At 67.6% G+C, this 22,658-nt stretch carries 20 protein-coding genes and 4 tRNA genes; 4 read left to right on the plus strand and 20 right to left on the minus strand.

All coding sequences use genetic code 11. The annotated features are described in order from the left end of the window. Window positions 1-205: 205 nt before the first annotated feature. From AACX88_RS09510 to AACX88_RS09555, 10 genes are all read right to left on the minus strand, one after another. On the minus strand, window positions 206-685 hold the full coding sequence (locus tag AACX88_RS09510; protein ID WP_339392769.1) for an NUDIX hydrolase: 480 nt from the start codon (window positions 683-685) through the stop codon (window positions 206-208). Next, window positions 672-1,292, minus strand: a complete 621-nt coding sequence (gene pgsA / locus AACX88_RS09515) for a phosphatidylinositol phosphate synthase (protein ID WP_339392770.1) — start codon at window positions 1,290-1,292, stop codon at window positions 672-674. The genes AACX88_RS09510 and pgsA overlap by 14 nt, the downstream gene beginning before the upstream one ends. 4 nt (window positions 1,293-1,296) lie before the next feature. Then, the gene (locus AACX88_RS09520; RefSeq protein ID WP_339392771.1) at window positions 1,297-3,300 is read right to left on the minus strand and encodes an alpha/beta hydrolase family protein; all 2,004 of its coding nucleotides are present in this window, start codon (window positions 3,298-3,300) and stop codon (window positions 1,297-1,299) included. After that, window positions 3,297-3,908: an HIT family protein gene (locus tag AACX88_RS09525; protein WP_422614425.1), complete on the minus strand. Its 612-nt coding sequence runs from the start codon at window positions 3,906-3,908 to the stop codon at window positions 3,297-3,299. The genes AACX88_RS09520 and AACX88_RS09525 overlap by 4 nt, the downstream gene beginning before the upstream one ends. Next, on the minus strand, window positions 3,905-5,911 hold the full coding sequence (thrS, locus tag AACX88_RS09530; protein WP_339392772.1) for a threonine--tRNA ligase: 2,007 nt from the start codon (window positions 5,909-5,911) through the stop codon (window positions 3,905-3,907). Before thrS ends, AACX88_RS09525 begins: the two co-directional genes overlap by 4 nt. Before the next feature lie 165 nt (window positions 5,912-6,076). Continuing rightward, window positions 6,077-7,417, minus strand: coding sequence for a DUF4190 domain-containing protein (locus tag AACX88_RS09535; protein WP_339392773.1), 1,341 nt, complete (start codon window positions 7,415-7,417; stop codon window positions 6,077-6,079). Between the two features lie 159 nt (window positions 7,418-7,576). Beyond that, window positions 7,577-7,648 (minus strand) — tRNA-Val (locus AACX88_RS09540). Between the two features lie 38 nt (window positions 7,649-7,686). Continuing rightward, a tRNA-Val gene (locus tag AACX88_RS09545) sits at window positions 7,687-7,758 on the minus strand. Window positions 7,759-7,791: 33 nt separating this feature from the next. Next, window positions 7,792-7,862: transfer RNA gene (locus tag AACX88_RS09550), tRNA-Cys, on the minus strand. Between the two features lie 26 nt (window positions 7,863-7,888). Then, window positions 7,889-7,961: transfer RNA gene (locus AACX88_RS09555), tRNA-Gly, on the minus strand. Window positions 7,962-8,095: 134 nt separating this feature from the next. Between AACX88_RS09555 and AACX88_RS09560 the strand changes: the two genes are divergently transcribed. After that, on the plus strand, window positions 8,096-8,575 hold the full coding sequence (locus AACX88_RS09560) for a PGPGW domain-containing protein (protein ID WP_339392774.1): 480 nt from the start codon (window positions 8,096-8,098) through the stop codon (window positions 8,573-8,575). Window positions 8,576-8,601: 26 nt separating this feature from the next. On the opposite strand, the gene zapE is transcribed toward AACX88_RS09560, so the two are convergent. The 8 genes from zapE to hrcA form a co-directional block, all read right to left on the minus strand. Beyond that, on the minus strand, window positions 8,602-9,615 hold the full coding sequence (gene zapE / locus AACX88_RS09565; protein WP_339392775.1) for a cell division protein ZapE: 1,014 nt from the start codon (window positions 9,613-9,615) through the stop codon (window positions 8,602-8,604). A gap of 65 nt (window positions 9,616-9,680) precedes the next feature. Continuing rightward, entirely contained in the window at window positions 9,681-10,616 is a 936-nt protein-coding gene (gene era / locus AACX88_RS09570) for a GTPase Era (protein WP_339392776.1), read from the minus strand. Window position 10,617: 1 nt separating this feature from the next. Then, window positions 10,618-11,883, minus strand: a complete 1,266-nt coding sequence (locus AACX88_RS09575) for a hemolysin family protein (protein ID WP_339392777.1) — start codon at window positions 11,881-11,883, stop codon at window positions 10,618-10,620. Between the two features lie 4 nt (window positions 11,884-11,887). Further along, complete coding sequence (ybeY, locus tag AACX88_RS09580; protein WP_339392778.1) at window positions 11,888-12,376, minus strand: rRNA maturation RNase YbeY; 489 nt, start codon at window positions 12,374-12,376, stop codon at window positions 11,888-11,890. Continuing rightward, window positions 12,373-13,419 carry a PhoH family protein gene (locus AACX88_RS09585; protein ID WP_339392779.1) on the minus strand — a complete coding sequence of 349 codons (1,047 nt, stop codon included), beginning with the start codon at window positions 13,417-13,419 and terminating at the stop codon, window positions 12,373-12,375. The genes ybeY and AACX88_RS09585 overlap by 4 nt, the downstream gene beginning before the upstream one ends. Window positions 13,420-13,453: 34 nt before the next feature. Beyond that, window positions 13,454-14,203 carry a 16S rRNA (uracil(1498)-N(3))-methyltransferase gene (locus tag AACX88_RS09590; protein ID WP_339392780.1) on the minus strand — a complete coding sequence of 250 codons (750 nt, stop codon included), beginning with the start codon at window positions 14,201-14,203 and terminating at the stop codon, window positions 13,454-13,456. After that, on the minus strand, window positions 14,200-15,312 hold the full coding sequence (dnaJ, locus tag AACX88_RS09595) for a molecular chaperone DnaJ (RefSeq protein WP_339392781.1): 1,113 nt from the start codon (window positions 15,310-15,312) through the stop codon (window positions 14,200-14,202). The genes AACX88_RS09590 and dnaJ overlap by 4 nt, the downstream gene beginning before the upstream one ends. A gap of 136 nt (window positions 15,313-15,448) precedes the next feature. After that, window positions 15,449-16,528, minus strand: coding sequence for a heat-inducible transcriptional repressor HrcA (gene hrcA / locus AACX88_RS09600; RefSeq protein WP_339392782.1), 1,080 nt, complete (start codon window positions 16,526-16,528; stop codon window positions 15,449-15,451). 136 nt (window positions 16,529-16,664) lie between these two features. Between hrcA and AACX88_RS09605 the strand changes: the two genes are divergently transcribed. After that, window positions 16,665-17,522, plus strand: coding sequence for a DUF3097 domain-containing protein (locus AACX88_RS09605; RefSeq protein WP_339392783.1), 858 nt, complete (start codon window positions 16,665-16,667; stop codon window positions 17,520-17,522). A 129-nt stretch (window positions 17,523-17,651) separates the two neighbouring features. Further along, window positions 17,652-18,452 (plus strand): DUF4870 domain-containing protein, encoded by an 801-nt coding sequence (locus tag AACX88_RS09610; RefSeq protein ID WP_339392784.1) that lies wholly within the window; start codon window positions 17,652-17,654, stop codon window positions 18,450-18,452. Between the two features lie 80 nt (window positions 18,453-18,532). On the opposite strand, the gene hemW is transcribed toward AACX88_RS09610, so the two are convergent. Both hemW and lepA read right to left on the minus strand, forming a co-directional pair. Further along, the gene (gene hemW, locus AACX88_RS09615) at window positions 18,533-19,762 is read right to left on the minus strand and encodes a radical SAM family heme chaperone HemW (RefSeq protein ID WP_339392785.1); all 1,230 of its coding nucleotides are present in this window, start codon (window positions 19,760-19,762) and stop codon (window positions 18,533-18,535) included. After that, the gene (gene lepA, locus AACX88_RS09620) at window positions 19,763-21,631 is read right to left on the minus strand and encodes a translation elongation factor 4 (protein ID WP_339392786.1); all 1,869 of its coding nucleotides are present in this window, start codon (window positions 21,629-21,631) and stop codon (window positions 19,763-19,765) included. A gap of 208 nt (window positions 21,632-21,839) precedes the next feature. On the opposite strand from lepA, the gene AACX88_RS09625 reads away from it, so the two are divergent. Continuing rightward, window positions 21,840-22,619 carry an endonuclease/exonuclease/phosphatase family protein gene (locus tag AACX88_RS09625; RefSeq protein ID WP_339392787.1) on the plus strand — a complete coding sequence of 260 codons (780 nt, stop codon included), beginning with the start codon at window positions 21,840-21,842 and terminating at the stop codon, window positions 22,617-22,619. Window positions 22,620-22,658: the final 39 nt, after the last annotated feature.

Raw genomic sequence — 22,658 nt, forward strand, 5'->3', positions numbered from 1 at the left:
GCGGCCGTCGGTCGCCCGTGCATCCGCGGTTCCGGGTCCCGCAGTGCTCCGCGCCGAGGCGGCCGTCGGTCGCCCGTGCATCCGCGGTTCCGGGTCCGGGAGTTCCCCGCCGAGGCGGCAGTCCTCCACCGTGCCGCCGCCGGCCGCTTCCCGCCCCCAGCGGCACCCCGAGCGTCCGCCGTCCGGGTGCAGTCCGTCGAGCTCCTCAGTCGATGACGAGCGGCACGTCGGGCACCGCGCCCCGAGAGGCGAGTTCCATGAGGCTGAGCAGGTTCTTCGGGTAGATCGTCTCCGTCGTCTCGAGCAGCTCCTCGCGGCTCCACCAGCGGAATTCGAGCAGGCTGCGCTTCTCGATGTCCGTCCACACGGCGTCTTCGAGTTCGACGTCCTCGCTCGTCCGGTAGGCGAAGTACGTCTCGAGCTGCCGCATCTCCTTCTCTGTGAACCGGAAGACCTCGTCGCGGATCGCGAGCGGACCGATGAGGTCACCGGGCTCGCATTCGATGCCGGTCTCCTCGGCGAGTTCTCTGGCCGCGGTCTGCGCCGGGGACTCCCCCATCTCCGAACCGCCGCCGCACGTCATCCACCACTGGTGGGAGGGCGTGAGCAGGTCCTGGGCCCGGATGAGCAGAACCTCGTCGCGCTCATTGAGCAGTACGACCCGCGAAGCTTTACGAGGTTTCATGGTTCTCCAGGAGTTGGCGGCGGACAGATGAGATTCTCTGCAGGATGGTGATGCAGCAGGCGATCATGAGAACACCCAAGGCGACCGTCAGAACGATATCGGGAACTCCCATTCCGACCAAGCCGGTGACGACGAGTGTGACCAACAACCGGTCGGCGCGTTCGGCGATGCCGCCCGAGGCGTGGACGCCCAACCCCTCAGCCCGCGCCCGCACATAGGACACGATCGAGCCGGTCACCAAGCACCCGAGTGCGAGCAGCGCGGTGAGCGGATCGTCGGCGCCGAGGAAGAACCACAGTGCGAGCCCGATGAACACCGCAGAGTCAGCGATCCGGTCGAGCGTCGAGTCGAGGAACGCACCCCACAGGCTGTTGCGACCGGTCTCCCGCGCCATGATCCCGTCGAGCATGTCGCAGAAGACGAAGACCGTGATGACGACGGTGCCCCAGAACAGGTGCCCGAGCGGGTAGAACACCAGCGCTCCCGCGCACACCCCGATGGTCCCGATGTACGTCACGGCATCGGGTGTCAGCCCTAGGCGCAGAAGCAGCCTCGCCAGGGGACGGAAGAGTCGGGTGAATGCCGCGCGGGCAATGGTGTTGAGCATCGGGTCAGCGAACCACCGCGGCAGCGAGCGGACGGTCTGCGGGCTCGTCGGCCTCCGGACGCGCACCGAGGTGGACGTCCCACCAGTCGATGATCGCGTCGAAGCGCTGACGTCGGTGCCGCGGCTGCCCCGACCGGGACAGCTCATGGTTCTCACCGGGGAAGATGAGCATCTCCGTGGGCACCCCGGCGCGCTGGAGCGCAGCGTAGTACTGCTGCGCCTGCCCGAGCGGACACCGGAAGTCGAGCTCCGAGTGCATGACGAGGGCCGGTGTGCGCACCTCGGCGGCGTGGGCGAGCGGCGACTGCCGTTCGATCGCCTCGGGATCACGCGAGGTGTACTCCTCGGTGAAGAAGCGACCGATGTCGGAGGTGCCGAGGAAGCTGTGCGGGTCGAGGTAGCCGCGTTCGACGATCGCGGCCCGGAACCGGTGGTCGTTGGCGATCGTCATCGCCGTGAGGTATCCCCCGTACGATCCGCCCTGCACGCCGAGGCGGTCGCCGTCGAGGTCGGAATCGGCAGCCAGCGCGTGGTCGAGGACGGCGAGCACGTCGGCCATCGCCGGTGCGGCCATATCGCCCTGGACAGCGGTCCCCCAGGTCCGGGTGCGCCCGCCCGAGCCGCGCGGGTTCGCGTAGACGACGGCGAAGCCCGCCGAGGTGAGCACCTGGGTTTCGTCGAACCACCCGTGCGTGTACTGCGCGAACGGTCCGCCGTGGATGTTGAGGACGACCGGGAACGGCCCCTGACCTGCAGGTTTGGCCAGCCATCCGGTGATCGTCCCGCCTTCGCCGGGAACCCGGAGCAGCTGCGGGAGCACGGAGTTCGCCGGTGCCGGATGGGTCCGCAGCACCGCCTCGGCGCTCACTCCCTCGGCGCCGGTCCCGTCGAGGTCGACCTGGACGAGCACGGCCGGGGAGTCCGGGGTCACGGCCGTGACGAACGCGGAGTCGCCGGAGACGGTGAAGCCGGTGACGACGCTGAGCTCATCGGTGAGGAAGCGCAGATCCTCGAGGCCGACCGTCTCGGCGCTGAGATCAAGGCGGGCCAGCCGCGTCGCCCCGTCGGTGTCGACGGCGAAGACGACGGAGGAGCCGTCGACGATGACCGGCGGCAGGGTGGCGGCCGCGACGGTCTCGCGGTCGGTGAGGCGACGGGTGGTGCCGGTGCTCATCTCATGGACGAAGAGGCCGGGCATCTGCCCGACGAAGTCGAGGTCGTCGCGGGTGAGCTCGCTGCCGAGGAGGAGCACGCGGTCCTCATCGATCCACCGGTGCAGCTGCACGCTCATGCGCGGCAGCTCGAGTGCTTCGGGACCGCCGGCGCCGAGGAGCCACACGGTCGAGCGGAGGTCCGGGGCACCTGTGTCGGGGGCGACGGCTGCGACGACGCTCATGTGCGCCCCATCGGGGGCGAACTGGGGGTCGTGGACGTCGGAGTCCGGGGTCGGCAGCATCGTCGACAGCGGCACCTCGGCGCTGCCGGTGATCCCGGCCTTGCCCAGCCCGGGTTCGGTGAGGTCGACGAGGAAGGCGCGGGCCGGGCGGTCGCCGACGTACCCGATGCCGTTGGACTGGTAGGCCGCCTTGCCGATCCGGCGCGGGGCCTCCTCCTCGGCGGGGATGTCGTCATCGGTGCCGTAGCGGCCCGGTTCGGCGACCCGGGCGACGTAGAGGGCCCGACTGCCGGCGTCGTCGATGTCGAATTCGGCGACGCCGAGGTGGCTGTCCGTGACCCGGTGCGCCGTCGTCAAGCTCGGCCCGGCGAAGAGCTGTGGGCGTTCGGACCGTTCGGCGCTGAGGTAGCCCGACCAGTGCTGCCCGACGTGCGGTGCCGTGTCCCGCCAACCGTGGGTGAGGCGCCTGGAGGTCTCCCCGCGGAACGCGAAGAGCTGGGACAGGTACGTGTTCGACTCGAGGTCGGGGCGGGTGATCGTGATGATCACGTCTTCGCCGTCGACGACGGGGGTGGTGTACTCGGCGAGCGAATCGAGGTCTTCGGGGTTCATCGGTTCCATTCTTGACTCAGCGCTGCCCAGGCATCGGCGTGCACCTGGGGCAGGGCCTTCGTCTGCGCGACGACGGGCAGGAAGTTCGCGTCACCGCTCCAGCGCGGGACGACGTGCTGGTGGAGGTGCGCGGCGATCCCCGCGCCGGCGACCTCACCCTGGTTCATCCCCAGGTTGAAGCCGTCGGGTCCGGAGACGGCGCGGATGACCCGCATCGCCTTCTGCGTGAAGTGCGCGAGCTCGACGGTCTCCTCCTCGGTCAGGTCCGTGTAGTCGGCGACGTGCCGGTACGGGCAGATGAGGAGGTGGCCCGGGTTGTACGGGTAGAGGTTGAGCACGGCGTAGACCGAGTCGCCCCGGCCGACGATGAGCCCCTCCTCGTCGGACTTCTTCGGCGCCGCGCAGAACGGGCATTCGGCCTCGCCGGAGTCCTTCGGCTTGTCCTGACCGCCGATGTAGACCATCCGGTGCGGGGTCCACAGCCGCTGGAACCCGTCGGGTTCCCCGGGGAAGCCGGAGGCGGCTTCGATGTCGGACAGGGACATGCCGAGCTCGGGTGGGACGTCACCGCCGTCGCCGAGGTGCTCGGACGTCCTGTCCTCGGTCATACCTGGGCCTTGGTCTCGATCGCTTCGACGATGCGCTCGATGGCCTCGGTGACGGGCACGCCGTTGTCCTGCTCGCCGTCGCGGAAGCGGAACGAGACGGCACCGGCGTCGCGGTCCTCGCCGCCGGCGATGAGGACGAAGGGCACCTTCGACTTCGAGGCGTTGCGGATCTTCTTCGGGAACCGGTCGTCGGAGTCGTCGACCTCGACGCGCACCCCGGCGGCCCGCAGCTGCTCGGCCACCTCGTAGAGGTAGTCGTTGAACTCCTCGGCGACGGGGATCGCGGTGACCTGGACGGGTGAGAGCCACACCGGGAAGGCGCCTGCGTAGTGTTCGGTGAGCACGCCGAGGAAGCGTTCGATCGAACCGAACTTCGCCGAGTGGATCATCACCGGCTGCTTGCGGGTGCCGTCGGCGGCGACGTATTCGAGGCCGAAGCGCTCAGGCTGGTTGAAGTCGAGCTGGACGGTCGACATCTGCCAGGTGCGGCCGATCGCGTCCCTGGCCTGGACGGAGATCTTCGGGCCGTAGAACGCCGCGCCGCCGGGATCGGGGACGAGTTCGAGACCCGACTCCGCGGCGACCTGCTCGAGGGTCGCGGTGGCTTCGGCCCACTGCTCGTCGGAGCCGATGAACTTGTCCTTCTTCTTCCCGTCCTCGTCGCGGGTGGAGAGTTCGAGGTAGAAGTCGTTGAGTCCGAAGTCGCGCAGGAGGCTGAGGACGAAGCCGAGGAGGTGTCGGATCTCTGCGGCGGCGTCTTCGACGGCGACGTACGAGTGCGAGTCGTCCTGGGTCAGCGCCCGCACGCGGGTGAGCCCGTGGACGACGCCGGAGGGCTCATCGCGGTAGACGGTGCCGAACTCGAACAGCCGCAGCGGCAGGTCGCGGTAGGAGCGGCCGCGGGAGCGGTAGATGAGGTTGTGCATCGGGCAGTTCATCGCCTTGAGGCGGTACGGGGTGCCGTCCTTGACGATCTCGCCCTCCTCGTCGCGGACTTCGTCGACGAGCATGGGCGGGAACATGTTCTCGCCGTAGTAGGGCAGGTGTCCCGAGGTGAAGTAGAGGGTCTCCTTCGAGATGTGCGGGGTGCCGACGTACTCGAAGCCCTCCTCGATGTGGCGGGCGCGGACGTAGTCCTCCATCTCCCGCTTGATGACCCCGCCCTTGGGGTGGAAGACGGGCAGTCCGGAGCCGAGCTCCTCGGGGAAGGAGAAGAGGTCGAGTTCGGCGCCGAGCCGACGATGGTCACGACGTTCGGCCTCGGCGAGGCGGTCCTGGTAGGCCTTGAGATCGTCCTTCGACGCCCATGCGGTGCCGTAGACGCGCTGGAGGCTCGCGTTCGCCTGGTCGCCGCGCCAGTACGCCGCCGAGGAGCGGGTGACGGCGAAACCGTTGCCGATGAGCTTCGTGTTCGGCAGGTGGGGTCCGCGGCACAGGTCCTGCCACACGACCTCGCCCTTGCGGTCGACGTTCTCATAGACGGTGAGTTCGCCCGCCCCGACCTCGACGGCCGCGGAGTCGTCCTCACCGGCGCCCTTGTCGGCGATGAGTTCGAGCTTGTACGGCTCGTTCGCCATGCGCGCCCGGGCTTCGTCCTCGCTGACGACGACGCGGTTGAAGGTCTGGCCGGACTTGACGATCTGCGCGGCCTTCTTCTGGATGGCCTTGAGGTCGTCGGGGGTGAACGGCTCGGCGACGTCGAAGTCGAAGTAGTAGCCGTCGGTGATGTACGGGCCGATGCCGAGCTTGGCATCGGGGAAGAGATCCTGCACGGCCTGCGCGGTCACATGCGCGGTCGAGTGCCGGAGGATGTCGAGTCCCTCGGGGGAATCGATGAGGATCGGGGCGATCGAGTCGCCCGGTGAGAGTTCCCGGCTGAGGTCAGCCGGCTCCCCATTCAGCCACATCGCCACCACCGCGCGGTCCGTGGAGAAGATCTCCGTCCCGGTCAGACCCTGTCTGAAGGGAATGCTCTCGCCCGCGCAGTCGATGCTGTCTGCCACTGAATCTCTCCGATCGTTGTTGCCGTGCTGTCGCTCTTAGAGTCTAGTACCAAAACGGGCCTGGGAAATCAGTCGGGGGGCAGTCATCTGACTGCCGCCCAACTGCGTCACCGTCTGGTCTCCGACTGGCCCCGTCGCCGGGTCGTCGGAGTGTGCCGTCGGTTCTCAGACCTTCTTGAAGTCGAAGGTCGTGCCCTGGCCGAGGTCTTCGAAGAGGGTCAGCTGCAGCTGCATCTGATCGATCTCGCTCGCAGAGACACCGTAGGCGAATTCGAAGGTCTTCTCTCCTCCGGCAGGAACCGGTCCGTCGGCGAAGGCGAGGCTGCCGCGGTACTTCGTGCCGTCGAAGACGTCCTGGTAGGTCGCACCTGAGCCGTTCGAAGCGGTCAGGCTCGCCAGGGTGAGGTCGACGTCCGAGCTCGAGTTGTTCTTGATCGTCACGGTGACGACGGCGATCTCACCGTTGGTCGTCTCGGCGCCGATGGCGGTGTCGCTCACGGTGCCCGGGGCGACGCCGATGGCCGCCGTGATGTCGGTGCCGATCTCGGTCTCACTGCCTTCGACCGGTGCCGGCTCGGTGTCACCGGAGTCCGGCGATTCCAGGCCCGGATCGGACGGATCGATGGGGGCGGGCATGGTCGGCGAGTAGCTCGACATCTGGTCGTCGACGGCCTTGCCGATGAGGCCGATGCTGATGATCGTGGCGATGACGACGATGATCGAGATGACGACGGAGACGAAGCCGAGGATGAGGCCCGTGATCGTCATGCCCTTGTTGCTGGCCAGGTTCTTCTTGATCGCGGAGAGCCCGATGAAGCCGAAGATGATCGCCGCGATGCCGAAGATCGCACCGATGCCGAAGACGAACGCGAGGACGACGCCGACGATGCCGCCGATGAGGGCGAGGATGCCCCAGATGTTCTTCGACGTGTTCCCGCCGGATCCCGAGGAGTAGCTGCTGCCGTAGGCGGCGTTCGGGTTCGCCGGGGTGAACTGGTCGGCTCCGCCGCTGCTCGCCGCGTAGGACGGCTGCTGGCCGTACTGGTTCGCGTCGTAGCCCTGGGCGTTGGCGTCGTAGCCCTGACCGTACTGGTTCTGGTCATACCCCTGGGCGTTGGCATCGTAGCCCTGGCCGTAGTTCTGGTTCTGGTCGTAGCCCTGAGCGTTGGCATCGTAGCTCTGGCCGTAGTTCTGGTTCTGATCGTAGGAGCCCTGGGAGCCCTGCGCGTCCTGGCCGTACTGCGGCTGCTGCGAACCGTAGTTCGGCGCCTGGTCGCCGGATCCGTACGAGGGAGCCTGGTCACCGGAACCGTAGTTCGGGGCCTGGTCGCCCGATTCGTAGGAGCGGGTCGGCTCGTTCGACCCGTACTGGGGAGCGTGATCGCCGGAGCCGGCGTCGCCGCCCTTGTCCGAGGCTGAACGACCCTGATCGCTCGCAGAGCTCTGGTCGGGGTTCTGGTTGTCCGAATCGCGATTCGGATCGTACGGATTCTGCGGGGTAGACATAGTTGCTCCGAGTCCTCGTCTGGGCTGTGCTCTGACTAGCGTACAGACATAAGAGTAGCCTCAACCAGGCCTTTTGCGTGGCAGAACTGCCACACGACTTCTCGGGTCACCGGGTCGTGAATGCACAGAACCCCGGACCGAAGTCCGGGGTTCTCATTGTGCGCGATACTGGGATCGAACCAGTGACCTCTTCCGTGTCAGGGAAGCGCGCTACCGCTGCGCCAATCGCGCTCTATTCATTTGTTGCACCGGAACCGTGATGGTCCCTGTGCGCGATACTGGGATCGAACCAGTGACCTCTTCCGTGTGAAGGAAGCGCGCTACCGCTGCGCCAATCGCGCCGAATCACCGACAGCGGACTGTCGGAGAATCCGAGGTGGCGACGGGATTCGAACCCGTGTATACGGCTTTGCAGGCCGCTGCCTCGCCTCTCGGCCACGCCACCGCCAAGGCAGTGCCATGACGCCTCCGAGCGGATGACGGGACTCGAACCCGCGACCCTCACCTTGGCAAGGTGATGCTCTACCAACTGAGCCACATCCGCGTTTCGCTGCCCGGTTTCCCTGGCAACGAGATATAACTCTATACGCAGCCGGTCGCCGACGCAAAATCGGAACGCGGTGATCGTGGTCACAGATCCGAATCAAGCTTTCAGGCTCCTCGGGTTGAATGGTCTGCGTGACTGAGCGATCCCCCGACAAGCGGCCCAAAGGCTGGCTGTCGCGCCGACACAAGCACGGCCGGCGCCCGTGGCGCCGGTTCCGTCTGAGCTTCCTGCGCTGGCGCATGGGGGTCACGGCGAACCCGCACACGGCACGGCTCTACAAGATCATCGTCGGCGGCGTGGGCACGCTCATCGTGCTCATCGGGCTCGTGCTCGTCCCCCTGCCCGGTCCGGGGTGGCTCATCGTCATCATCGGGCTCTTCGTCATCTCCACCGAATTCCACTGGGCCAGGCATCTGCTCCACTTCGTGCGGGTGCGCGTGGAGGCGTGGACGCAATGGATCATGCGACAGCCGCTGTGGGTGCGGTGGACGGTCGGTGCGCTCACTGCGGCCTTCGTCGCCGTCGTCGTCTGGCTGACCCTGCGACTCATCGGCATCCCGGACTGGGTGCCCGACCTCGGCGGGATCTTCGAAGCCCTCAACCTGCGCTGACAGAAGCCCTGCGCAGGCACGCGCCCTTACTCCGGTGCCGAGAGCGCGGTGAGGCGGGAGAGGCAGCGCATGTACTTCTTCCGATAGCCGCCTGTCAGCGACTCCTCCGTGAAGACCTCATCGAGGCGCTGACCGGAGTTGATGATGCGCACATCACGGTCGTAGAGACGGTCGACGAGGGCGACGAAGCGCAGCGCCACGCTCTCGTTGTCGATCGTGTGGACGTTCTCCCACACCGCCGCATCGATGCCGTCGACCATCCGGCCGTACTTCGAGGGATGGACGGTCGCAAGATGCTCGAGCAGGGTCGAGAAGTCGTCGCGGGCCACGGTCCCGGTCAGCTGTGCGGCCGCCGCATCGAGCTCCTCCGGAGTCAGCGGCTCGGCCGGGGCGGTGAGACCGCGGTGCCGGTAGTCCTGGCCGTCGATGCGGTAGACCTCGAACTGGTCGGACAGCGCCTGGATCTCCCGGAGGAAGTCCTGGGCGGCGAAGCGTCCCTCGCCGAGCGACCCCGGAAGGGTGTTCGAGGTCGCGATGATCTTCACCCCGGCGTCGGTGAGCTCGCGCATGAGCCGGGACATGAGCACGGTGTCACCGGGGTCGTCGAGCTCGAACTCGTCGACGCACACGAGCTTCATCTCCTTGAGGTCGTCGCGCGCTTTGACGAAGCCGAGCGCGCCGACGAGGTTCGTGTACTCGACGAAGGTGCCGAAGGTCGCCGGCTTCTCATTGGCGTGCCACGCCGAGGCGAGCAGGTGGGTCTTGCCGACGCCGTAGCCGCCGTCGAGATAGACGCCCTTCGGCCCGTCCTTGCCCTTCGCGAAGAGCTTGCCGAAGAACCCCTTCGCGCGGTCGTCGGCGACGAACTCCTCGAGCTTGTTCCGCGCCTCGGCCTGCGAGGGCTGGGCGGGATCGGTGCGATAGCTCGCGAAGGAGACGTTCTCGAACTGCGGGGGCGGGACGAGTCCGGCGATGAGTTCTTCGGGCGCGACCTTGGGGTTGCGCTCACTCAGAGAGGTCAGAGTCTGCTCGGCATTCACTCGCCCAAGTCTATGGCAGGCTCCGCGACCCGGACCATGAGCCCGGACACACGGATGCCGCGACCTCAGCTGAAGTCGAAGCCGAGACGGCCGAGCTGCTTGGGGTCGCGCTGCCAGTCCTTGGCGACCTTGACGTGGAGGTCGAGGAAGACCTTCGTGCCGAGCAGCGCCTCGATGCCGCGACGGGACTCCGAGCCGATCTCCTTGAGCCGCTTGCCGCCCTTGCCGATGATGATCGCCTTCTGGCTGGGCCGCTCCACGTAGAGGTTGACGTGGACGTTCCACAGCGGGTTGTCCTCGCTGCGGCCCTCGCGCGGGTACATCTCCTCGACCTGGACGGCCAGGGAGTGCGGCAGCTCGTCGCGGACGCCTTCGAGGGCGGCTTCGCGGACAAGTTCGGCGATCATCACCTCTTCGGGTTCGTCGGTGAGCTCGCCTTCGGGGTAGAGCGGCGGGGACACCGGCAGGTAGCCGGCGAGCACCTCGTCGACGGTTCCGACCTGGAAGCCGTCGACGGCGGAGACGGGGATGACGTCGGCGAAGTCGGCGAGCTCGCTGACCGCGAGCAGCGCCTCGGCGACCTTGTCCTGGCTGACGGTGTCGACCTTCGTCACGAGCGCGACGATCGGGGTCCGGCCGTCGAGGAGTGCGAGCTGGGAGGCGATGTAGCGGTCGCCGGGACCGATCGGCTCGTCGGCGGGCAGGCAGAAGCCGATGACGTCGACCTCGCTCAGGGTGGCCACGACGAGGTCGTTGAGGCGGGAGCCGAGCAGGGTCCGGGGCTTGTGGAGGCCGGGGGTGTCGACGATGATGAGCTGGTGGTCGGGCTTGTGGACGATCCCGCGGATCGTGTGGCGGGTGGTCTGGGGCTTCGCCGAGGTGATCGCCACCTTCTCCCCCACGAGCGCGTTCGTCAGCGTCGACTTCCCCGTGTTGGGGCGGCCGACGAAGCAGGCGAAGCCTGCGCGGAAGTCCTCCGGGTAGTCCGTGCGAAAGTCCATCTCAGCTCTCTTCCGTGGTCGTCTCCCGCGTCACCCTGACGTGGGCGATGCGGTGCCGTCGGCCCTGACCTTCGAGGGCGGTCAGGCGCAGTCCGGCGATGTGGGCACTCGATCCGGCGATGGGCACACGGCCGATGAGCTTCGTGAGCAGACCGCCCACACTGGTCACGTCCTCCTCGTCGATGCGCACGTCGAAGTACTCGGCGAAGTCGGTGATCGACATCCGCGTGCTGATGAGGAACGAGCCGTCGTCGTCGACGACGAGGTCCTCATCGCCGACGTCGTATTCGTCCTCGATCTCCCCGACGATCTCCTCGACGATGTCCTCGATCGTCACGAGCCCCGCGGTGCCCCCGTACTCGTCGACGAGGATCGCCAGGTGCGTCGACTCAATCTGCATCTGCTCGAGCAGGTCGTCGGCGGGCTTCGTCTCCGGGACGAAGAGGACGCTGCGGGCCAGCGTGTTCACCGGTCGTTCGGCGTCCTCGGGATGCTGGTGGAGGCGCCGGGCGACGTCCTTGAGGTAGGCCACGCCTTCGATGTCGTCGAGGTCCTCGCCGCTGATCGGGATGCGGGAGAACCCGGAGCGGAGGAAGAGGTTCATCACCTTGTTCAGGGGCGTGCCCGAGGTGACGGTGACGAGGTCGGTGCGCGGAACCATGACCTGCTTCGCCGAGGTCTCGGAGAGGGTGAAGACCGACTGGATCATCTCGCGTTCGCCGTCTTCGATGATGTCGGACTCGCTCGCCCGCTCGACGAGGTCGCGCAGCTGATCGGAGGTGACGAACGGTCCGTCCTTGTAGACCTTGTCGGGGGTGAGCAGATTGCCCAGCCACACGAGGACCTTCGTCAGGGGGCGGAGGACGACGAGGAGGAACGTGACGATCCCGCTCAGCCCCAGGCTCACGGACAGGGACCGCCGTCGGCCGATCGTGCGCGGGGAGACTCCGGCGACGACGAAGACGGCGATCGAGGAGGTGAGCACCGTGAGGACGACCATGAGCGGGCCCACCGAGTACAGCGAGTCGTAGGCGAGGGCGATGAACACCGTCGCGAGCGCTTCGAGGAAGAGGCGGACGAAGATGATGACGTTGATGTTCGTCGGCAGGTCGGAGAGGATCCGCTCGACCCTCGCCGCCGCGGGCTTCCCCTCCTCCTTCGCATCCTGGATCGCGTGGTGGGAGACGCTGAGCAGCGCGGCGTCGACGGCCGCGAGGGTCGCGGAGACGATGAGGCAGGCGAGGGCGGCGAGGAAGAACCAGACCACGGGCTCAGACCTCGGTCGGTGACGGAATGTCCGTCCGGCCGTCGTAGCGGGCGGCGAAGAAGGTCAGCAGCAGGTGGCGCTGGAGGGCGAACATCTCCTCGCGTTCGGCCGCCTCGCCGTGGTCGTAGCCGAGCAGGTGGAGGAAGCCGTGGACGGTGAGCAGGAGGATCTCGTCCATCGTCGAATGCCCTGCCGCCCCCGCCTGCGTCGCCGCGACGGCCGGGCAGATGATGATGTCGCCCATCTGGCCCTCGGTGGGGGCGCCGGCCCGGCCCTGCGTGAGCTGGTCCATGGGGAAGGACATGACGTCGGTGGGTCCCTCGAGGTCCATCCAGGTCACGTGGAGTTCGGCCATCGCGGTCTCGTCGACCATCGTCACCGACAGCTCCGCGCCCGGGTGCATGTGCAGCGCCTCCCCGAGGTATTCGGTCAGGGCGACGACCTCGTCGAGGTCGACCTCGGCGTCGGTCTCGTTGGCGATCTCCGTATTCACTTCGAGTTCCCCCACAGGTCGTAGGCGTCGACGATCTTCGTCACCAGCGAATGCCGCACGACGTCCTTGCTGCCGAGCTGGCAGAACGCGAGGTCGTCGATGTCGGCGAGGATCTTCTGGACCACCTTGAGTCCGCTCTTCGTGTTCCCCGGCAGGTCGATCTGCGAGACGTCGCCGGTGACGACCATGCGGGAGCCGAAGCCGAGGCGGGTGAGGAACATCTTCATCTGCTCCCCCGTCGTGTTCTGCGCTTCGTCGAGGACGATGAAGGCGTCGTTGAGCGTGCGGCCGCGCATGTAGGCGAGCGGGGCGACCTCGATCGTGCCGGATTCGATGAGCATGGGGATCGATTCGGGGTCGACCATGTCGTGGAGTGCGTCGTAGAGCGGACGGACGTACGGGTCGATCTTCTCCCCCAGCGTGCCGGGCAGGAAGCCGAGGCGCTCCCCGGCTTCGACGGCCGGGCGGGTGAGGATGATGCGGGAGACGTCCTTGTTCTGCAGGGCGTTGACCGCCATCGCCATCGCCAGGTACGTCTTGCCGGTGCCGGCGGGGCCGATGCCGAAGGTGATCGTGTTGTTCCGGATCGCCTTGACGTAGTCGTGCTGTCCCATCGTCTTCGGGCGGATCGACTTCCCGCGGGTGGAGAGGATGTTCGTGCCCATCACCGCCGAGGCGGCCTTGCCCTCGGAGGAGAACGACGCGACGCGTTCGATCGTCTCCGCATCGATCCGGTGCCCGGACTGGTGGAGCTTCTTCAGCTCTCCGATGACGGAGACGAACGCGCCGACCTGGTCAGGTGCGCCTGCGGCCTGGAGCTGGTTGGCGCGCAGGTGGAGGTCGAGGCCGGAGAAGACCTGCTCGAGCGTGCGGAGGTTCGACTCGCCAGGACCGAAGAACTCGACCAGGTCGATCGAGTCGGGGATGACGAGGCGAACGGTCTCCGAGTCGGCGGTGTTCGCGGTGGACTGCGAATCGGTGGTGGTGTCCAGGATGGTCCTTCGTTCGTAGGTCACGGTCGGCAGGTCCACGCCTGCGGCCATGAGGACAGGGCTGCTTCTATCGTAGTCCGGTTCGTCACCAGCGGCCCAGGGAATTCTCCACGAGCACGAGTCCGGCCGGCCCCGCCGAGGAGGACCGCAGCACGGTGTCGCCGAGGACGACGGTCCTCGCCCCGGCGGCCTCGAGGGCTGAGAGTTCGCCGTCGCTGATCCCGCCTTCGGGTCCGACGATGAGGACGATGCGGTCGACGCCGCCCGGATCGAGGTCGTACAGGGCCGCCGAGAGCCGGTGGTCGGCGGCTTCGTGGAGGACGAAGACGGCATCGGCCGCGCCGAGGCGGGCGGCGAGTCCCGTGCCGCGCGCGAGCTCCCCGAGGACGGGGAAGCGCGAACGGCGCGACTGCAGGGAGGCGGCGGTAAGGAGGTTGTCCCACTTCTGGGCCATCCTGCCGGCCTTCTTCGCCGGCCAGTCGGCGATCGAGCGCTCGGCCGCCCACGGGATGACCTCGTCGACGCCGATCTCGGTGGCCGCTTCGATCGCCTGCAGGTCGCGGTCGCCCTTCGCGAACGCCTGGACGAGGACGAGACGGGGTCCGTCCTCGGGGGCACGGGTGACCTCGGTGACGTCGAGGACGAGTTCGGTCGCCGAGGCGGTCCTCACCTCACCGCGGGCCCGGACTCCGTGACCGTCGACGACGTCGATGTGCTCGCCGGGTCCGATGCGGCGCACGCGCACCGCGTGGCCGGCGACGTCCTCACCGAACGTGAGCGCGCTGCCGACGACCGCCTCGGCGGCGGTGGGCGAGTGGAAGACGGGACGGCTCACCGACCGGCGAACTTCTCACGCATGCGGGAGAACATGCCCCGGCTCTCCGTCGTGATCTGGGCGCGCGGGGTCTCCTCTCCGCGGACCTTCGCGAGCTGGGCGAGCAGCTCGCGCTGTTCGTCGTCGAGCTTGTCGGGGGTGGTGACGTCGACGGTGATGAGGAGGTCGCCGCGGGTCTCGCTGCGCAGGCGGGTCGCGCCGAGGCCGGGCAGCCTCACGACCGTGCCGGACTGGGTGCCGGGTTCGATGTCGAGATCCTGCGCGCCGTCGAAGGTCTCGAACGGGATGCGGGCGCCAAGTGCGGCCGCGGTCATCGGCACGGACACGGCCGCGCGGAGGTTGTCGCCGTCGCGGCGGAAGACCTCGTGGCGGGTGACCATGACCTCGACGAAGAGGTCGCCGGCGGGTCCGCCGCCGGGGCCGACCTCGCCTTGGGCGCTCAGCTGGATCCGGGTGCCGTCGGAGACGCCGGCGGGGATGCGGATCTTCATCGTCCGCTGCTTGCGGACGCGGCCGTCGCCCTGGCAGTTGAGGCACGGGTGCGGGATGACGGTGCCGTAGCCGTGGCACTGGTTGCACGTCTGGTTCGTCACCATCTGGCCGAGCAGGGTCCGGGTCATGCGCTGGATGCTGCCGGAGCCGTGGCACAGCGAGCACGTCTCGATCGAGGTGCCGTCCTGGGTGCCGGCTCCGCTGCACGTCTCGCACACGACCGCGGTGGTGACGTCGAGGTCGACGGTGCCGCCGAAGGCCGCGGTGCGCAGGTCGATGTTGACGCCGACAAGGGCGTCCTTGCCGCGCTGCATGCGCGGGATGGGACCGCCGGCGCCGCCGCCTCCCCCGCCGAAGAACGTCTCGAAGATGTCGCCGAACCCGCCGAAGCCGCCGGCCGGGAAGCCCTGGCCGTTCTCTCCGCCGCCCATGTCGTAGTTGCGGCGCTTCTCCGGGTCGGAGAGGACGTCGTAGGCGAGCGAGATCGCCTTGAACTCCTCGTCAAAGCCGGGGTTGACGTCGGGGTGGTACTTGCGGGCCAGCTTGAGGTAGGACTTCTTGATCTCAGCCGCTGAAGCGTCCTTGGACACTCCGAGTGTTTCGTAGTGATCGGCCACTGAAACTTCTCTCTCCCTGATGGTGGTCTCCGTCGTGTGCGACGGGGTCTCTTTCGTCGATGTGCTCTGTGGGTCAACGCGGGCGGACCTGCGCGATGTTCCCGGGTCTGGGTGTCTGTCTCTGGGTCAGTGTCGTCTATCCCCGGTCGAGCGCCGAGGAGACGTACTTGGCGACGGCGCGCACGGCCGAGATCGTCGTCGGATAGTCCATGCGGGTGGGGCCGAGCACGGCGAGACGGGCCGATGAACCCGCCACCCGACCATATTCGGCGGCGACGACGGATGTCGAGCTGAAGGACTCGTGAGTGTTCTCACGGCCGATGCGCACGCTGATCTCCGCGTGGTCCTCGGCCATCGAGGTGAGCAGTTTGAGGAGGACGACCTGCTCTTCGAAGGCCTCGAGGATCGGGGCCATCTGCTCGCCGAACTCCTGGCCCGAACGGGCGAGGTTCGCCGTCCCCGCCATGATGATCCGCTCTTCGCGGGTCGCTGCGACCAAGTCGATCACGGCGTTGCGGATCCGTGCGATCGTCGCCTCTGCGGGCACACTGTCAGCGGAGTCCTCACGGGCCGTCTCGGTGCTCGTTGGTGTGCCGGCGGCCGCCTCGGCGTCCGTCTGCTGCTGCGATGTCCGGGCGTCGATGCGCGAGAGCCTGCGGCCCGCGTACTCGGCGTTGATCCGCTCGCGGATGCGGGCGAGACCGTCCTCGTCGACCGCCTCGGCGAGGACGACGATCTTCTGCTCGACCTGGCCGGCATCGGTGATGAGGACGACGAGGACCCGGCCGGCGGCCAGACCCACGACCTCGATGTGCTTGACCTTGGCCTGCGAGACCATGGGGTACTGGATGAGCGCGACCTGGTGGGTGAGGCCCGCGAGCAGGCGGACCGTGCGGTCGAGCATCCCGTCGAGGTCGCTCTCGCCGTCGACGAGCTGGAGGATCGCCCGGCGTTCGGCCTGGCTGAGCGGTTTGAATTCGTCGATGCGGTCGACGAACATCCGGTAGCCGAGATCGGTGGGGATCCGGCCCGCCGAGGTGTGCGGCTGGGCGATGTACCCCTCGGCCTCGAGCTGGGCCATGTCGTTGCGGATCGTGGCGGGTGAGACCCCGAGGGTGTGCCGCTGGACGATCGCCTTCGACCCCACGGGTTCGTTCGTGGCGACGAAGTCCTCGACGATCGCGCGGAGCACCTGCGCGCGCCTGCTGTCGTTCATCGGACTCCTCCCCGGATTTGGCACTCGAACACTCCGAGTGCCAATTCTACGCCTCTTATCCTGTGATTTCACTTTCCGTCCCGGGACCCGCGGGTCACCGCCGTGCCGGGTGCCGCATTCACTACGCTGGTGGGCTGTGAATGCTTTTGATCGCTACGGTTCGGACGTGCTCTCGGGTGCGTCGTCGTCCTCCCACCGTCCCAAGAAGTCGCGTCCCGTCGAGCTCGGGCTCGGCATGGTGCTCGAAGACGCGATGAGCGGCTTCGTCGGCGCCGTCGTCGGGGCGGAGAAGACCGCAGGCGGGATCGTCGTCAAACTCGAGGATCGGCGCGGCGGCCTCAAGGCGTTCCCGCTGGGACCGGGGTTCCTCCTCGAGGGCGAACCGGTCGATCTGCGGCTGCCGAAGCGCAAGCCCGCGGCTCCGGGCCGGACGGCGTCGGGGTCGCGTGCCGTGGCCGGGGCGAAGGCACGAGTGGCCCGCGGGTCGCGGATCTGGGTCGAGGGCAAGCACGATGCCGAGCTCGTCGAGAAGATCTGGGGCGATGATCTGCGGATCGAGGGAGTCGTCGTCGAGCCGCTGGGCGGGCTCGACGATGTCGCGGACAAACTCGCGGAGTTCGCCCCCGACCGGGGGCACCGGGTCGGGATCCTCGCCGACCATCTCGTGGCCGGGACGAAGGAGTCGAAGATCGCCGAGGCGGTCCGCGCCGATTCCCGGTACCGGGAGACCGTGCACATCATCGGCCACCCCTACGTCGACATCTGGCAGGCGGTCAAACCCCATGTCGTCGGCATCAGCGCGTGGCCGACCGTGCCGCGCGGGGAGGACTGGAAGACGGGGATCCTCGCCCGCATCGGCTGGCCGCACGCCGATCACCGGGACGTCGCCGCCGGTTGGGTGCGGATTCTCAAGTCCGTGACCACGATCGCCGATGTCGAGCCGACGCTCTCAGGCCGGGTCGAGGAGCTCATCGACTTCGTCACCGTCGACTGAAGGTCGAGGACGCTGCGCTGAGGGGCGGGTCTCCGGGGCACTTGTGATGAACTTGGAACGCCTCTCCCACGCTTTGCAGGGCGCGCCTCGACTAGGGTGGGGGTGCAGAAGCTTCTCGAAAGGACCCTCATGTCGAACTCCCCGCAGCCTCCCAACGGAGAGCAGAACCAGTCGCGTCCGATGCCGCCGAACTACTCGCAGGCGTCCGGCCCGCAGCAGCCCTACAGCCAGCAGCAGAACTACGGCAGCCATCAGAGCCACGGCTCGCAGCAGCAGAACTATGGGTCTCAGCAGCAGCAGAACTACGGAAGCCAGCAGCAGTACGGCTCGCAGCAGCAGAGCCACGGCGGTCAGAACTACGGATCGCAGCAGCAGTACGGCAGCCAGCAGCAGTACGGTTCGCAGCAGAACTCCGGCGGCCAGCCCGGCTACGGTGGCCAGCCGCAGTACGGAGTCCAGCAGGGCTACGGAGGTCAGCCCGGCTACGGCGCGATGCAGGCCAACCCTGCGATGTTCGACTCGACCGCGCTTCCCGAGTCCGCCTACGGTCCCGGTTCCGCGCAGTTCTGGCACGCCAACGACTCCGAGCGCACGACGGCACTGTGGACGAACATCGGCGCCCTCTTCATCGGCTTCCTCCCGCTCATCATGTTCCTCATGAAGAAGGACGAGTCGCCCTTCGTCCGCGAGTACGCCCGTCAGGGCACGAACGCGTGGATCACGAACATGATCGTCACGTTCGCCGCCTCGATCGTCCTCGGGATCATCGGCACCATCCTCGCGTTCGTGACGATGGGCTTCGGATTCCTCATCGTCTACTTCGCGTTCCTCATCCCGCTCGTCTACGCGGTGATCTACATCATCGCCGCCGTGGCCGCGAACAAGGGCGAAGGCTACAAGTTCCCGCTGACGTTCAACTTCGTCAAGTGACCCGGACCATCAGCGCGTGAGCGCACGCGGCGCCTGAGCCGCACCAGCCGAGGGCCGTCTCCGATCTCCGGAGGCGGCCCTCAGTGCACGTAGTCGGTGAGCACCCGAACCATGTGATCGGCCATCAGCCGTCCCTGCAGGGTCGGGGAGAAACGGCCCTCGGCGACCGCCTCGGCGTCGAGGAGTCCCTGCTTGACGAACGTCCGGATCGCCGCTTCGCTGCCGGGGGCGAGCGAATCCAGCGGCAATTCGGAGTCGATGCGGGCTGCGAGCATGATCCGCTCGATCTCCCGGGTCGACTCCGAGAGCACTTCGCGACCGATCGCCGGGGAGTCCCCGCCGAGCAGCCGGTCGGACCAGGCCCGCGGATGCTTCGCGTTCCAGAACCGCACACCCCCGATGTGGGAGTGCGCACCCGGGCCGAAGCCCCACCAGTCGGCATTGCGCCAGTACGCCATATTGTGCTCGCACCGGGTCTCCGGTGTCTTCGACCAGTTGCTCACCTCGTACCAGCGCAGACCGGCCGCGGTCATCGCAGCATCGGCGATCTCGTACTTGTCGGCGAGGTCGTCCTCATCGGGCATCGGCAGCTGCCCGCGCCGGACCATGGCCCCCATCTTCGTGCCCGGTTCGACGATGAGCGAATACGCCGAGACATGGTCGACATCGGCCGCCAGCGCCGAGTCCAGCGAGGCCCGCCAGTCGGCGATCGACTCCCCCGGGGTGCCGTAGATGAGGTCGAGGCTGAGTTCGAGACCCGTCGCCTTCACCCAGCGCGCGACGTCGGGGATCTTCGCCGGATCGTGCGTGCGGTCGAGGGTCGCGAGCACATGCGGCACCGCCGACTGCATGCCCACGGAGATCCGGGTGAAGCCGGCACTGGCGAGCGTGTCGAGATACGCAGGATTGAGTGTGTCCGGGTTCGCCTCGGTGGTCACCTCGACATCGGGACTCAGCCGGTAGCGGGCGCGGATGTCGTCCATGACCCCGGCGAGCACCTCGGCGGGCAGGAGCGTCGGAGTGCCTCCGCCGAAGAAGATCGTCCCGACCTCACGGTCCCCGGCCCCCACCTCGGCGAGCACCCGGGTCGAGAGATCGAGTTCCCGGGAGATCATCTCCCGGTAGTCCTCCCGGTTGGCTCCGGGACCGAGCTCATCGGCGGTGTAGGTGTTGAAGTCGCAGTACCCGCAGCGGACCCGGCAGTACGGGACGTGGACGTAGAGGCTCAGCCCCTGCCCGTTCCCCGTGCCCGCCGAGGCGGGAAGGGAGCCGTCCAGGGGCGGAATCTCACCGATCGGCTGCTCCGGCACCTACTTCTTGGCGTCCTTCTTATCCGGTTCGTCCGAGGACAGGGCTGCGATGAAGGCCTCCTGCGGCACCTCGACGCTGCCGACCATCTTCATCCGCTTCTTACCCTCCTTCTGCTTCTCGAGCAGTTTGCGCTTACGGCTGATGTCGCCGCCGTAGCACTTCGAGAGCACGTCCTTGCGGATCGCGCGGATCGTCTCGCGGGCGATGATGCGCGAGCCGATGGCGGCCTGGATCGGGACTTCGAACTGCTGACGCGGGATGAGCCCGCGCAGCTTGCCGGCCATGAGCACACCGTACGAGTACGCCTTGTCGCGGTGGACGATCGCGGAGAACGCATCGACCTGGTCGCCGTGGAGGAGGATGTCGACCTTGACGAGGTCGGCGGCATCCATGCCGTCGTCGGCGTAGTCGAGGGAGGCGTAGCCCTTCGTCCGGGACTTCAGCTGGTCGAAGAAGTCGAAGACGATCTCCGCGAGCGGCAGCCGGTAGCGGATCTCGACGCGGTCGGAGGAGAGGTAGTCCATACCCTGGAGTTTGCCGCGACGGTCCTGGCACAGCTCCATGACCGCGCCGATGTAGTCGCTCGGGGTGAGGATCGTCGCCTTGACCATCGGCTCGCGGACCTCACGGATCTTGCCGGTCGGGAACTCGCTCGGGTTCGTCACGACGACCTCGGAGCGGTCCTCGAGGGTGACGTCGTAGATCACGCTCGGGGCGGTCGAGATGAGGTCGAGGTCGAACTCGCGCTCGAGGCGTTCACGGACGATCTCGAGGTGGAGGAGGCCTAAGAACCCGCAGCGGAAGCCGAAGCCCAGCGCCGTCGAGTTCTCCGGTTCGTAGACCAGGGCCGCGTCGTTGAGCTTGAGCTTGTCGAGCGCGTCGCGCAGCGCCGGGTAGTCCGAACCGTCGATGGGGAAGAGTCCGGAGAAGACCATGGGCTTGGGCTCTTCGTAACCGGCGAGCGGTTCCTCGGCCGGGGCTGCGGTCGCGGTGACGGTGTCGCCGACCTTCGACTGGCGGACGTCCTTGACGCCGGTGATGAGGTAGCCGACCTCGCCGACGCCGAGGCCCTTCGTCGCATTCGGCTCCGGGGAGGACACGCCGATCTCGAGGAGCTCGTGGGTCGTGCCCGTCGACATCATCGTCACCTTCTGGCGCGGCGAGAGATCCCCGTCGACGACGCGGACGTAGGTGACCACACCCCGGTAGGTGTCGTAGACGGAGTCGAAGATCATCGCCCGGGCCGGGGCGTCGGCGTCGCCGACGGGGGCCGGGATGTCGGTGATGATCCGGTCGAGGACGCCTTCGACACCCTCACCGGTCTTGCCGGAGACGCGCAGCACGTCCTCGGGGTCGGCGCCGATGAGGTTCGCGAGCTCCTCGGCGTACTTGTCCGGCTGCGCGGCGGGCAGGTCGATCTTGTTGAGCACGGGGATGATCGTGAGATCGTTCTCCATGGCCATGTAGAGGTTCGCGAGCGTCTGGGCTTCGATGCCCTGCGCGGAGTCGACGAGGAGGAGCGCACCCTCACAGGCGGCCAGCGACCGGGAGACCTCGTAGCTGAAGTCGACGTGGCCGGGGGTGTCGATCATGTTGAGCGCGTACGGGGTGCCGTCGGTCTCCCACGGCATGCGCACGGCCTGCGATTTGATCGTGATGCCGCGTTCGCGTTCGATGTCCATCCGGTCGAGGTACTGCGCGCGCATGTCGCGGGGCTGGACGACGCCGGTGATCTGGAGCATCCGGTCGGCCAGCGTCGATTTGCCGTGGTCGATGTGGGCGATGATGCAGAAGTTGCGGATCAGCTCGGGTGAGGTCGCGGAGGGTGTGATCCGCTTCAGTGATTGCGCGTTCACCTGAGGTGACATTGACGCCCTTTCTTCGTGTCGAACCGCCGGATCGGCCGAACCTCCATTGTTCCATGAAGTGCCCGGCGGGTCTCAATCCGCCGAGGCGGGGCGAGGTCGTGTGCAGCCCGTCGTCCGCGCGTGGTCCGTCGCCCGTGGTCGTCCGCGCGTGGTCCGTCGTCCGCGCGTGGTCCGCCGGGCAGGGCAGCCCATGCGCGATGATGGTCCCATGAGCGACTTCACCGTCATGAGCTTCAACCTCCGCTACCCCGCCCGCGACGGGCACCCCGTCGAGGCGCGGCTGCCCGTGGCCGCCGAGCTCATCACCGCAGCCCACCCGCACCTCATCGGCACGCAGGAGGGTGAGCTTGATCAGCTCGAGAAGCTCATCGAGCTCCTCCCCGACGAGTACATCTGGCTCGGCGAGGGCCACTCTGGCGGCAACGCCGGAGAGTTCACCGCCGTCATCTGCGACTCCTCCCGCTTCGAGGTCCAAGCCGTCGACATCAGCTGGCTGTCGGAGACCCCGGAGACCGTCGCCTCCGAATCGTGGGGCGTCTCCCATGCCCGGACGCTGACGACGGTCGACTTCACCGACCTCGAGGCCGGCCGGTCCCTGCGCCTGCTCAACACCCACCTCGACCACAAGTCCGAACGGGCGCGTCTCGAGTCCGCGAAGATCATGGCCGAGACCATCGCCGAGGTGGACGTCCCCAGCATCGTCACCGGCGACTTCAACGTCGCCACCGGGGCTCCCGTCTACGAGTACTTCGTCTCCGAGCTCGGTCTCACCGACACCGCAGCGAAAGTGCCCGGGGAGGACATCGGCACGTTCCACCGCTACAAAGGTCCGAAGGCCGGGGCACCGCGCATCGACTGGATCCTCACGACGCCGGGGATCGAGACGATTGCGACCCGCATCGACACGTACAGTTCGGGCGGCACCTACCCCTCCGACCACTTTCCCGTCGAGGCGACCCTGCGCTGGAGCGAGGTCACCGGGGCGTAAGACGCCTCGGGCAGGACGTGGGCTGCGTCGACTAGGCTG

Origin of the sequence: Brevibacterium metallidurans (genome assembly GCF_037101285.1) — a bacterium.
GTDB classification, from domain to species: Bacteria; Actinomycetota; Actinomycetes; order Actinomycetales; family Brevibacteriaceae; genus Brevibacterium; species Brevibacterium metallidurans.

Excerpts from the sequence above, each read along its gene's own strand:
- AACX88_RS09510 (WP_339392769.1), bottom strand. The coding sequence starts at position 685 with ATGAAACCTCGTAAAGCTTCGCGGGTCGTACTGCTCAATGAGCGCGAC.
- pgsA (WP_339392770.1), bottom strand. The coding sequence starts at position 1,292 with ATGCTCAACACCATTGCCCGCGCGGCATTCACCCGACTCTTCCGTCCC.
- AACX88_RS09520 (WP_339392771.1), bottom strand. The coding sequence starts at position 3,300 with ATGAACCCCGAAGACCTCGATTCGCTCGCCGAGTACACCACCCCCGTC.
- AACX88_RS09525 (WP_422614425.1), bottom strand. The coding sequence starts at position 3,908 with ATGACCGAGGACAGGACGTCCGAGCACCTCGGCGACGGCGGTGACGTC.
- AACX88_RS09535 (WP_339392773.1), bottom strand. The coding sequence starts at position 7,417 with ATGTCTACCCCGCAGAATCCGTACGATCCGAATCGCGATTCGGACAAC.
- era (WP_339392776.1), bottom strand. The coding sequence starts at position 10,616 with ATGGACTTTCGCACGGACTACCCGGAGGACTTCCGCGCAGGCTTCGCC.
- AACX88_RS09585 (WP_339392779.1), bottom strand. The coding sequence starts at position 13,419 with ATGGCCGCAGGCGTGGACCTGCCGACCGTGACCTACGAACGAAGGACC.
- hrcA (WP_339392782.1), bottom strand. The coding sequence starts at position 16,528 with ATGAACGACAGCAGGCGCGCGCAGGTGCTCCGCGCGATCGTCGAGGAC.
- AACX88_RS09610 (WP_339392784.1), top strand. The coding sequence starts at position 17,652 with ATGTCGAACTCCCCGCAGCCTCCCAACGGAGAGCAGAACCAGTCGCGT.
- lepA (WP_339392786.1), bottom strand. The coding sequence starts at position 21,631 with ATGTCACCTCAGGTGAACGCGCAATCACTGAAGCGGATCACACCCTCC.
- AACX88_RS09625 (WP_339392787.1), top strand. The coding sequence starts at position 21,840 with ATGAGCGACTTCACCGTCATGAGCTTCAACCTCCGCTACCCCGCCCGC.